The sequence below is a fragment of the Bradyrhizobium sp. AT1 genome (genome assembly GCF_001590795.1).
Lineage (GTDB): Bacteria > Pseudomonadota > Alphaproteobacteria > Rhizobiales > Xanthobacteraceae > Bradyrhizobium.
On record NZ_JXDL01000001.1, the window covers coordinates 5023249 to 5035227 of the forward strand.

The 11979-nt window shown below is 64.7% G+C and carries 11 protein-coding genes; 9 read left to right on the forward strand and 2 right to left on the reverse strand.

The genetic code is table 11. The features are described 5' to 3' along the window. The first annotated feature begins 34 nt into the window (after positions 1-34). The 8 genes from SE92_RS23335 to xth all read left to right on the forward strand — a co-directional run bounded on the left by SE92_RS23335 (position 35) and on the right by xth (position 10006). Positions 35-1336, forward strand: a complete 1302-nt coding sequence (locus tag SE92_RS23335; RefSeq protein ID WP_063198702.1) for an ammonium transporter — start codon at positions 35-37, stop codon at positions 1334-1336. A 309-nt stretch (positions 1337-1645) separates the two neighbouring features. Continuing rightward, positions 1646-1984 (forward strand): P-II family nitrogen regulator, encoded by a 339-nt coding sequence (locus tag SE92_RS23340; RefSeq protein WP_008142813.1) that lies wholly within the window; start codon positions 1646-1648, stop codon positions 1982-1984. Positions 1985-2021: 37 nt separating this feature from the next. Beyond that, positions 2022-3470, forward strand: coding sequence for an ammonium transporter (locus SE92_RS23345; protein ID WP_063198703.1), 1449 nt, complete (start codon positions 2022-2024; stop codon positions 3468-3470). A 200-nt stretch (positions 3471-3670) separates the two neighbouring features. Next, a complete protein-coding gene (locus SE92_RS23350; RefSeq protein WP_063198705.1) occupies positions 3671-4075 on the forward strand; it encodes a GFA family protein in 405 nt (134 codons plus the stop codon). A 282-nt stretch (positions 4076-4357) separates the two neighbouring features. After that, positions 4358-5572: an aminotransferase class I/II-fold pyridoxal phosphate-dependent enzyme gene (locus tag SE92_RS23355; protein ID WP_063198706.1), complete on the forward strand. Its 1215-nt coding sequence runs from the start codon at positions 4358-4360 to the stop codon at positions 5570-5572. A 9-nt stretch (positions 5573-5581) separates the two neighbouring features. Then, entirely contained in the window at positions 5582-8062 is a 2481-nt protein-coding gene (locus SE92_RS23360) for a DNA translocase FtsK (protein ID WP_063198708.1), read from the forward strand. Positions 8063-8213: 151 nt separating this feature from the next. Next, positions 8214-8972: an outer membrane lipoprotein carrier protein LolA gene (locus SE92_RS23365; protein ID WP_063198710.1), complete on the forward strand. Its 759-nt coding sequence runs from the start codon at positions 8214-8216 to the stop codon at positions 8970-8972. A gap of 218 nt (positions 8973-9190) precedes the next feature. Next, positions 9191-10006, forward strand: coding sequence for an exodeoxyribonuclease III (gene xth / locus SE92_RS23370; RefSeq protein ID WP_063198711.1), 816 nt, complete (start codon positions 9191-9193; stop codon positions 10004-10006). A 119-nt stretch (positions 10007-10125) separates the two neighbouring features. Here the strand turns inward: xth and SE92_RS23375 are convergent, their stop codons facing one another. Further along, entirely contained in the window at positions 10126-10569 is a 444-nt protein-coding gene (locus SE92_RS23375) for a cyclic nucleotide-binding domain-containing protein (RefSeq protein WP_063198713.1), read from the reverse strand. 58 nt (positions 10570-10627) lie between these two features. Next, the gene (locus SE92_RS23380) at positions 10628-11314 is read right to left on the reverse strand and encodes a response regulator transcription factor (protein ID WP_007598630.1); all 687 of its coding nucleotides are present in this window, start codon (positions 11312-11314) and stop codon (positions 10628-10630) included. A 236-nt stretch (positions 11315-11550) separates the two neighbouring features. Between SE92_RS23380 and SE92_RS23385 the strand changes: the two genes are divergently transcribed. After that, a partial coding sequence (locus tag SE92_RS23385) for a L,D-transpeptidase family protein (RefSeq protein ID WP_502686798.1) occupies positions 11551-11979 on the forward strand: 429 nt, incomplete at its 3' end.

Consider the following 11979-nt stretch of genomic DNA (forward strand, 5'->3'; position numbering starts at 1 on the left):
GTGTGCGACGCCAATTGATGCCGGGGGAAACGATATGGCGGGATTGTTGCGCCGCGCAGCTACCATGGCTGCGCCAATCGGACTTATGTCCATCGTCATGTCGCCGGCGCGCGCCGCCACTTCCGAGATCAGCACCGCCGACACCGCCTGGATGATCGTCGCCACCGCCCTGGTGTTGATGATGACGATCCCGGGCCTCGCGCTGTTCTACTCCGGCATGGTGCGCAAGAAGAACGTGCTCGCCACCATGGCGCAGAGCCTGGCCGCCGTGACCATGATCTCCATCCTCTGGGTCGCATTCGGCTATTCGCTGTGCTTCGTCGGCGACGGCCCCTGGATCGGCACGCTCGATCGCTGGTTTCTCGCGGGCATGACCATGGACAGCGTCAACCCGGCGGCGAAGACCATCCCCGAAGCGCTGTTCATGCTGTACCAGATGACGTTTGCCATCATCACCGTGGCGCTGGTGGCGGGCTCGGTCGCCGACCGGATGCGGTTTTCCGCCTACCTCCTGTTCTCCGTCGCCTGGTTCATCTTCGTCTACATTCCGCTGGCGCATTGGGTGTGGGGCGGCGGCTTCCTCAACAGCATGGGCGTGCTGGATTTCGCCGGCGGTCTCGTGGTGCATCTGTCGGCCGGCACAGGCGGTCTCGTTGCGGCGAAGGTGATGGGACGCCGCCATGGCTACGGCACCGAAAATCTCTCGCCGTTCGACCTGTCGCTCGCGGTGATGGGCACCGGCCTGTTGTGGGTCGGCTGGTTCGGCTTCAACGGCGGCTCGGCCGGCGCGGCCAATTCACGCGCGGTGATGGCGATCATCGCCACGCATCTTGCGGCCTGCTCAGGCGCTTTGACCTGGGGCGCGATCGAATGGTCGACGCGGCGCAAGCCCTCCGTACTCGGCATGATCTCCGGCGCGGTGGCGGGGCTCGGCACCATCACGCCGGCCTCCGGCTTCGTGGCGCCCTGGCACGGCATCGTCATCGGCATCACCGCCGGCGCGGTTTGCTATTGGGCCTGCACCTGGCTGAAGCACCGCTTCGACTATGACGATTCGCTCGACGTGTTCGGCGTCCACGGCATCGGCGGGCTGACCGGGACCCTGCTCGCCGGCGTGTTCGCGACCAGCGCCATCGGCGGCACTGCCGGCCTGGTCGAGGGCCACCCACAGCAGCTGCTGATCCAGTTCTATGGCGTTGCCGTCACCTTCGTCTGGTCAGCGGGCGTGAGCTTCATCCTGCTCAAGCTGGTCGGCCTGTTCGTGCCCCTGCGCGTATCCCGTGAGCACGAGCTCGAGGGGCTGGATATTTCGCAGCACGGCGAAGCGCTGCAATAAGCTTCAACGCTACGTAATTACCTTCCGGCTGCTCGACACATGAGCAACATTGTGTCGGCAGCCTGTCTTGCTCGCATTTTGAGCAGGTATGACCACGTTTTGGGCGCGACGGAATAGCGCACCGCACCGCAATACCCGCCAAACGCGAAAACCCCCGTCTTCATAGTCCGTTAGGCAACGCGCCTGATCTGGCACGGCATTTGATTCTAAGGGTCCTGGCTGTGCCCGCGTAGTGAACTTCTCCCTCGTGGCGAACCAGTCGAGAACGCCCGGCCATGTCCGGACCGGGCCCAAGCGGGGATAGGACCCATGAAAATTGTTATGGCGATTATCAAGCCATTCAAGCTGGAAGAAGTCCGTGACGCCCTGACCGCCATCGGCGTTCACGGTCTCACGGTGACGGAAGTCAAGGGGTATGGCCGCCAAAAGGGCCATACGGAAATCTATCGCGGCGCCGAATATGCCGTGAGCTTTCTGCCCAAGATCAAGATCGAGGTCGCTGTCGCCTCCGACCAGGTCGACAAGACCATCGACGCCATCACGTCCGCCGCCAAGACCGGACAGATCGGCGACGGCAAGATCTTCGTCATCAACCTCGACCACGCGGTGCGCATCCGCACCGGCGAGGCCGATGCCGCGGCCCTTTGATTTCGCGCTCAACCTTATCCAATCAGGAGTAAATAATATGACGTTCAAGCGTCCCTATGGCGCGGGATTGGCGGCTCTCGCAGTCGGCCTGTTCGCTGCGACCGCAGCCTATGCCGAGCCAACGGTCAACAAGGGAGACAACGCCTGGATGCTGACATCGACAGTGCTGGTGCTGTTGATGACGATCCCCGGCCTCGCGCTGTTCTACGGCGGCCTCGTCCGTTCCAAGAACATGCTCTCGGTGCTGATGCAGGTGTTCTACACCGTCTGCATCGTCACCGTGATCTGGGCCGTGTACGGCTACAGCCTCGCCTTCACCGGCGGCTCCGACTTCATCGGCGGCTTCTCCAAGGCCTTCATGATGGGCGTCACCACCGACTCGAAGGCCGCGACCTTCTCGGTCGACGCCAACATCTCGGAGCTCATCTACATGTGCTTCCAGATGACCTTCGCGGCGATCACGCCCGCCCTCATCGTCGGCGCCTTCGCCGAGCGCATGAAGTTCTCGGCGATCGCACTGTTCATCCCGCTCTGGGTCACGCTGATCTACTTCCCGATCGCGCACATGGTCTGGTACTGGCCGGGCCCGGACATGATCCAGGACGCTGCCAAGGCGCTTGCCGCGGCCACTGACGCGGCGGCCAAGACCGCCGCCCAGGCCAAGCTCGACGAGATCAACGCCGACGCCGGCTGGATCTTCAAGAAGGGCGCGATCGACTTCGCTGGCGGCACCGTGGTGCACATCAACGCCGGCATCGCGGGCCTCGTCGGCGCTCTCCTGATCGGCAAGCGCGTCGGTTACGGCAAGGAGCTGATGGCTCCGCACTCGCTGACCATGTCGATGATCGGCGCCTCGCTGCTCTGGGTCGGCTGGTTCGGCTTCAACGCCGGCTCCAACCTCGAAGCCAATGGCGGCGCTGCGCTCGCCATGACCAACTCCTTCGTCGCCACCGCGGCCGCCGCGCTGTCGTGGATGTTCGCGGAGTGGATCATCAAGGGTCATCCCTCGGTGCTCGGCGTCATCTCCGGCGCTGTCGCGGGTCTCGTGGCTGTCACCCCCGCCGCCGGCTTCTCCGGCGTGATGGGCGCGATCGTCCTCGGCCTCATCGTCGGCGTCGTCTGCCTGTTCTTCTGCACCGTCGTGAAGAACGCGCTCGGCTATGACGACTCTCTCGATGTGTTCGGCGTGCACTGCGTCGGCGGCATTGTCGGCGCCCTCGGCACCGGCATTCTCGTCAACCCCGCCCTCGGCGGCGCCGGCATCATCGACTACACCGCGATCCCGCCGAAGGTCGCCGACTACGACTTCGCGGCGCAGATGATGTCCCAGATCTGGGGCGTCGGCACCACGCTGGTGTGGTCGGGCGTCGGCTCGGCGATCCTCTACAAGGTCGTCGACGTGATCGTCGGTCTGCGCACCAATGTCGAGAGCGAGCGTGAAGGCCTCGACATCACCGAGCACACCGAGCGCGCCTACAACATGTAACTCCTCCCGGCCGCGGTCTCCCCGGAGACCGCGTCCACAACTACGGTTCGGGCACATACCCGGCAATGCCCTGACCGTTGAGGGGCTCCAGCGCAAGCTGGAGCCCCTTTCTTTTGATCGGCACGTGAAGAAAGGGATTGCCATTCCGCACCGCCGGCGCAGAAATATCGACCACAAGAAACGATAATCGGGAGGTCGTCATGCGTTTGGAAGGCGGATGCTATTGCGGCGAAGTGCGCTACGTGGCCGAGGGCGACCCGATGATGCAGGCCCAGTGTCACTGCCGCGAGTGCCAGTACATCTCGGGCGGCGCGCCCAACACCTTCATCGCGATGCCGGCGGCCGGCTTCAGCTACACCAAGGGTCAGCCCAAGCAGTTTACCCGCAAGGACCTCGAACGCGCCGTCACGCGCGAATTCTGCGCCGAGTGCGGCACCCATCTGGTGACCAAGGTCCCGGGCCTGCCCGCTGCGATCCTGAAGGTCGGCACGCTGGACGATCCCACGCAGTTCCATCCGCAAATGGCGATCTACACTTGCGACAGCCAGGAGTTCCACGCGATCCCGGCGGGCATGAAGACGTTCGAGAAGCTCCCGGGACACTGAGGCCGGGAGCCTCGCCAAGCTCGTCATGCCCGGGCTTGTCCCGGGCATCCACGTTCTTGAGTGCTGCCCGAAAGGCGTGGATGGCCGGGACAAGCCCGGCCATGACGCAGCCCCCGAACACGCCCGCATCCCGTTGTTATCCGGCCTCAATATTCCAGCTCTGGACGCACCTGCCGACCGATGGTTAATCGCGTCTTAACCTCGCCCTATCTATGGTGAACTGAACCGCTTCCCGCCGGCGCCGTGCTGCGACCGGCTGTTCCAAGAGTACTGGCGCCCAGAATGGTCATGACCGCTTCATCCCGCGCGCCGCAGGCCGGTGGAAGCTCCGATACCGAACGCTCGCCCTTCGTCCGGCTGAACGAGCTGCTGGCGCCGCATCAGCCCGGCAAGCCCTTGATTTCGCTCGCCGTCGGCGAACCGCAGCATCCCGTGCCCGATTTCGTCGGCCCGGTGCTGGCCAAGCATATCGCCGATTTCGGCCGCTACCCGATGAACCAGGGCACCGACCCGTTCCGTCAGGCCGCAAGCACCTGGCTGTCGTCGCGATTCAGGCTGCCGCGGCCGCTCGACCCCAAAAGCGAGATTCTCGTCCTCAATGGCAGCCGCGAGGGCCTGTTCCTCGCCGCCATCGCGGCAAAGCGCTATGTCGGCCCGCGTCCCGGCACGCCCGCCATCCTGATGCCGAACCCGTTCTATCCGGTCTATGGCGCCGGCGCCTTGGCTGCCGCCTGCGAGCCAGTCCATCTGCCGACCACCGTCGAAAACGGCTTCCTGCCCGATCTCGACGCCATCGACGAGGCGACGCTGGCGCGCACCGTGGCGTTCTATCTGGCTTCGCCCGCCAATCCGCAGGGCTCGGTCGCCTCGCGCGACTACTTCGCGCGCCTGAAGGGCCTCGCCGATCGCTACGGCTTCATGATCCTCAGCGACGAATGCTATTCGGAGATCTACACCCGCGAAGCTCCGGGCAGCGCGCTTGAATGCGCGGGCGCGGATTTCACCCGCGTGGCCGCGTTCCAGTCGCTGTCGAAGCGCTCGAACCTGCCCGGCCTGCGCGTCGGCTTCGCCGCCGGCGACAAGAGATTCATCGGCATGTTCCTGGAGCTGCGCAACATCGCTGCTCCGCAGGTGCCGGTGCCGCTGCAGCACGTCGCAACCTTTGCCTATGGCGACGAAGCGCATGTCGAGGAGAACCGCAGGCTCTACCGAATCAAGTTCGATCTCGCCGACCAGATCATCGGCAATCGCTACGGTTATCGCCGGCCCGCCGCCGGCTTCTGCGTCTGGCTCAACACGTCCGCGATCGGCGACGACGTGTCGGTGTGTCTGAAACTCTTCAGGGAAGCCGGCGTGCGCGTGGTGCCCGGCAGCTTCCTGGCGCGGCAGCAGCCTGACGGATCCAATCCCGGCGCGGGCTACATTCGCCTTGCGCTGGTGCAGGACGGCGAGACCACGGCGCAGGCGCTGCATCGCCTGGTCGAGACTCTGGGTTAGGCGGGGCCCATGAGCATGTCGGCAATCGAACGTGTCATTCCACTGGTCGGCCATCTGCCGCCATCGATCCGAGAGGGCCTCGCGCGCCGCATGCGCGAGCTCACCGGCCTCGGCCTGATCGCACTGTCCGGCGTCGCCACAGCGGCGCTGATGACCTGGTCGGTGCAGGATCCCAGCCTGAGCCACGCGACCTCGAGGCCGATCCGCAACATCCTCGGTTACGCCGGCGCGATCGGCGCCGATCTTGCGATGCAAATCCTCGGACTCGGCGCGATCATGCTGGTCCTGACCGTCGCGGTCTGGGGCTGGCGCATGATGACCCATCGCCCGTTCGACCGTGAGGCGCTGCGGCTCGGCTCCTGGATTCTCTGCACGGTGATCGCGGCAGGCTTCGTCAGCTGCTGGCCGCATGGCGGCGCATGGCCGCTGCCGACCGGTCTTGGCGGCGTGGTCGGCGATGCGCTGGTGCGCGCGCCCGCGGTGATTTTCGGGCCGCCCGGCACGATCTATCGCATCGTGCTTGGCACGATCCTGTTCGCCGCGATGGCCGCGACCTTCCTGATCGCCTGCGGTGTTGGCGCCCGCGAGCATGACGACGAGCTCGCGGAGATCGAGGATGACGACAAGCCGCTCGACGAGGACGATGAGAGCGATCGCGGTTCGGTGTCGCTGGGCTGGCTATTCCATGCGCTGATGAGCACCAAGGCGCGGCTGATCTGGCTGTGTGGTGCTGCCTACCGTTCGCTGGTGTCGAGCGGACCGAAGACCAAGGCTGTGGCGTTCAGCCGCCAGGAGCCGAATCTCGGTGGCGGCCGCGCCGCGCCCTCGATCTCGCCGCAGTCCGAAGACGAGGACGACGAGGATCAGCACGCGGAAGAGGAAGACGAGGAGGAGGAAGAGGAGGAGCCCGTCGCGCGCGCGCCGCGCAAGAAGGCTTCGCCGAAGGCCCCCGCCAAGAAATCCTCCGACAAATTCGAGCTTCCGTCGGTGTCCGTGCTGGCCGCGCCCAAGGCCGGCGATCGCCAGCCGCTCAGCAAGGCCGAGTTGGAAGCGAATTCGCGTTCGCTCGAAGGCGTGCTGCAGGATTTCGGCGTGCGCGGCGAGATCGTGAAGGCCAACCCCGGGCCCGTGGTCACGCTGTACGAGCTGGAGCCGGCGCCGGGCATCAAGTCGTCGCGCGTGATCGGGCTTTCCGACGACATTGCCCGCTCGATGAGCGCGCTGTCGGCACGTGTCGCCGTCGTGCCCGGCCGCAATGCCATCGGCATCGAGCTGCCCAATGCGCATCGCGAAAAGGTCTATCTGCGCGAACTGCTGATCGCAAAGGAGGCGACCGAGACGGTTGCGAAGCTGCCGCTCTGCCTCGGCAAGACCATCGGCGGCGATCCCGTCATCATCGATCTCGCGCGCACGCCGCACATGCTGATCGCCGGCACCACCGGCTCCGGCAAATCGGTCGCGATCAACACCATGATCCTCAGCCTGGTGTACCGGCTGCGTCCGGACCAGTGCCGGCTGATCATGGTCGATCCGAAGATGCTCGAACTCTCCGTCTATGACGGCATTCCCCATCTGCTCACGCCCGTCGTGACCGACCCGAAGAAGGCGGTGGTCGCGCTGAAATGGGCGGTGCGCGAGATGGAAGAGCGCTACAAGAACATGGCCAAGCTCGGTGTGCGCAACATCGACGGCTACAACACGCGCCTGCTCGAGCTGAAGGCCAAGGGCGAGGAGCCGACGCGCACGGTGCATACCGGCTTCGACAAGGAGACCGGCAAGGCGATCTACGAGGAAGAAAAACTCTCGCTCGACCCGCTGCCCTACATCGTCATCATCGTCGACGAAATGGCCGACCTGATGATGGTCGCCGGCAAGGACATCGAAGGCGCGGTGCAGCGTCTCGCCCAGATGGCGCGCGCCGCCGGCCTGCACGTGATCCTGGCGACGCAGCGTCCGTCGGTCGACGTCATCACCGGCACCATCAAGGCCAACTTCCCGACCCGCATCGCCTTCCAGGTGACGTCGAAGATCGACAGCCGCACCATTCTGGGCGAGATGGGCGCCGAGCAGCTGCTCGGCCAGGGCGACATGCTCTACATGGCCGGCGGCGGCCGCATCAGTCGCGTGCACGGACCCTTTGCCTCCGACGACGAGGTCGAGAAGGTGGTGCGTCACCTCAAGACGCAGGGACAACCGGAATATCTCGAGGCCGTGACTGCCGAGGAGCCGACCGAGGACGAGGACGGCGGCGCCGTGTTCGACGCCAGCGGCATGGGCGCGGACGGCGGCGGCGATCTTTTCCAACAAGCCGTCGCCATCGTCAAACGCGACCGCAAGGCCTCGACCAGCTACATCCAGCGCCGGCTCCAGATCGGTTACAACCGCGCGGCCTCGCTGATGGAGCGGATGGAACTGGAAGGCATCGTCGGACCCGCCAACCACGCCGGCAAGCGCGAGATCCTGGTCGAGGAAGAAGACAGCCATATGTGAGGCAGCCGCCTCGACACATCATTTCACGCGAAATCGTTATCTGCTTTTGCCCGAAATCACGCTAAAAAGGCGCCCAGCCATACAGGACGACGCGTTGATCAGACATCCGGACATTCGATTCGCTGCCACCATCGCCGCGCGGAGCGCGCGCATGGCCGGCGTGCTGCTCGTCACTGCCGCGATGGTGACCGCGACGTCGCTCGCGCAGACCGTGCCGGTTCCGAAGCCCGCGCCGAAGGGCCGTGACGGTGCTCAATCCGGCGGCGGTGGACCCGCCGTCACCGGGGCGACGCAGACGCCGCCGAATCCGGTGATCCCGGATCCGCGCCGCAACGTGCCGAGCAGCATCTTCCAGACCTTCGATGCCAACCAGAAGGCACAGGCGGCCAAGGTCAGCGCCTATCTGTCGTCGCTGTCGACGCTGGTCGGAAATTTCGTCCAGGTTGGGCCCGACGGCAGCAAGACCCAGGGCGATTTCTACATCCAGAAGCCGGGCAAGGTGCGCTTCGAATATGACGCGCCGAGCCCGATCGACATCGTCGCTGACGGATCCTCGCTGGTGGTGCGCGACCGCAAGCTCGCGACGCAGGACGTCTACCCGTTGTCGCAGACGCCGCTGCGCTTTCTTTTGTCCGACCGCATCGACCTGATGAAGGACACCAATGTCGTTGGCGTCTCCGCCGACGACGTCTTCGTCAGCGTCACCATCGAGGAGAAGCAGGCCCTCGTCGGCACCAGCCGCCTCTTGCTCATGTTCGGCGCCAAGGACGGCCAGCTCAAGCAGTGGACCGTCACCGACCCGCAGGGCTACGACACCACCATCGCGGTCTACAATCTGGATTCGAGCAAGAAGCTCGACCCCAGCATGTTCAAGATCGACTTCACCAATTACGGGCCCGCGCCGGGATAGACGGTCTCGTGTCCCGGACGCGACGCAGCGCGTAGCGGTGCGGCGCAGAGCCGGGACCCAGGATGCCGCACGATGGGCCCCGGTTCAGCAGCGCATCACTTCGTGCTGCGCTGCGCCCGGGGCACGAGACTTTGCCCAGGATTTCCAGCCAAAAGACGGTGGGCACGGCGCTTTGCGCCTTTGCTCACCCTACGGGAGCTTGCTAAGACGCATCCCTCATGCGTTTTTCCCTGACAACCTGGAACATCAACTCGGTGCGCCTGCGCATCGACCTGGTCGCGAAATTCCTCAAGAGCGCGCGCCCCGACGTGCTGTGCCTGCAGGAAACCAAGTGCATCGACGATGCCTTTCCGCTGAAGCGCTTCAAGCGGCTCGGCTATGAGCACGTCGCGCTGAACGGGCAGAAGGGCTATCACGGCGTCGCCATCGTCTCGAAGATTCCGTTCGAATCGAAAGACATCCGCACCTTCTGCGACAAGGTGGATTCGCGGCACATCTCGGTGTCGTTCGGCGAGAAGGCCAATATCGCAAAGCCGCTGGTGCTGCATAATTTCTATGTCCCCGCCGGCGGCGACATTCCCGATCCCGCGCTGAACGAGAAGTTCGATCACAAGCTTCGCTTCCTCGACGAGATGAAAGCGTGCGAGCCGCTGCATCCCCGCGGGGAGGACCGCCACATCCTGGTCGGCGATCTCAATGTCGCCCCGCACGAGAACGACGTGTGGTCGCACAAGCAGCTCCTGAAGGTGGTCTCGCATACGCCTGTCGAGACCGAGAAGCTCAAGGCCGCGCTCGAAGCCGGCGAATGGGTCGATGTCGCACGCGACCGCATTCCGATGTCGGAGAAGGTCTACACCTGGTGGAGCTATCGCTCCGCCGACTGGACCGTCGGCGACCGCGGCCGCCGGCTCGATCACATCTGGGTCTCGCGCGCGCTGAAGGATGCGGTCAGCGATTTCAAGATTCTGCGCGACGCGCGAAGCTGGGAACGGCCGTCGGACCACGTGCCGGTGACGGTGACGCTGGAGGTGTAGGCCTCCGTCGTTATTCCGGGGCGCGACGAAGTCGCGAGCCCGGAATCCATTGAACAGCAGAGTTGGTGGATGAATGGATTCCGGGCTCGCGCTGCGCGCGCCCCGGAATGACGAGAGACCTACGACGTCAGCTTCGCGCCGGCCATCAAGATATCGCTGGCAATCTGGCTCGACCGCACCGCGAATTCATCGCGCAGTCGCACCGCCGCGGCAGGATCGCTTTCGAGCACGCGCTGGAACAGGCTGCGCGCAACGCGAATGACGGAGGAGTGCTCCAGCGCGATCGCGCTCGACGGCCGCTTCATCGGCACGACCAGCGCGAGCTCGCCGATCAACGCGCCGGGACCAGCGATCATCTCGGCGCCGGCGCCGTCGTCGACCCGGAAGGCACCGCGCTGGACCACGAAGCCGGCATCGGCTTCGTCGCCGAGATTGAACAGGGTGTCGCCGCGGACGAAGTTGCGCTGCTCGGAGCCGATCGCCAGCATGCGCAACGAGGCCTCTCCCAACAGGCGCAGTGTCGGGACTCGCTCGAGAAGCGCTACGTCGTCGTCGATTGACATTCAGATCCGAGGCTCAAGGGCATGCGATCTAAAACGATTCGCACGCCCTTCGAGCGTATCACGGCACCAGCTTGTAGCCACCGGCTTCCGTGACCAGGATTTCCGGGTTGGCGGCGTCCTTCTCGATCTTCTGGCGCAGGCGGTAGATGTGGGTTTCCAGCGTGTGGGTGGTGACGCCGGAATTATAGCCCCAGACCTCCTGGAGCAGGGTCTCACGCGACACCGGCATCTGGCCGGCGCGGTAGAGGAAGCGGAGGATGGCGGTCTCCTTCTCCGTGAGCCGCACCTTGCGCGCATTGGCGGCGGTGAGCATCTTGGAGCCGGGCCGGAAGGAATAGGGGCCGACCGAGAACACCGCGTCCTCGCTGGCTTCGTGCTGGCGGAGCTGGGCGCGGATGCGGGCCAGCAGGACGGCGAAGCGGAAGGGCTTGGCCACATAGTCGTTGGCACCGGATTCCAGCCCCAAAATCGTGTCGGAATCGGTGTCGTGCCCGGTCAGCATGATGATCGGGGCCTTGAATCCGCCTTTGCGCAACGAGCGGACCACTTCGCGGCCGTCGGTGTCGGGCAGACCGACATCCATCAGAACGAGATCGGGGGCATTGGCCTTGGCGGCGCTCGCACCCTTGGCGCCGGTATCGACGGCGGAGGCTTCGAACTCTTCGTGTAGCGATAATTGCTCCACCAACGTGTCGCGAAGATCGGTATCGTCATCCACGATCAGGATCTTGCGGGCATTGGCCATAGGGGGTCATCCTTTTGGGGTCCGACTCGGCGCGCATCCATGCTGCACCCAGCCGTGAGGGAAGTTTAGGGGGTCGCTGTTGTTATTGTTGTTCGTGTTGAAGTAGTGGGCGGTCACCGATTCACAAGCCGGAACCACTCTAACTCAGAATAGCAGGGCGTTTTGATGAATGTCCTGTAATGAATTCGACATTGCACGTTCACATGAAAAACAAAGCAGCTTCAGTTGGTTACACCATGAATCGAAGCGCCGGCCCACTTTCCGCGATCCGCGTTAAGCCTGCGGCCGGGAATCCGCGCAGAGGCTGGCTGACGGCGGGGTCGCTGACCATCCCGGTCGCGCTGGGGCGGGGCGGCATCCTGGCCAATAAACGCGAGGGCGACGGCGGCACCCCCAGGGGCAGCTTCCATCCCAGACGGTTGTGGTGGCGGGGCGACCGCCACAGCCGGCCGCAGAGCTTCTTGCCGGCCCGGACCATCACCGCAGCCGACGCCTGGTGCGAGGATCCCAGAGACCGCCACTACAATCAGGGCATCCGGCTCGGCGAGGGGCAGGGCGGTGACCGGCTGAAGCGCACCGACCATCTCTATGACTTCATCATCGAAATCGACCACAATACGAGGCCACGGATCGCCGGCCGTGGCAGCGCGGTATTTTTGCACCTG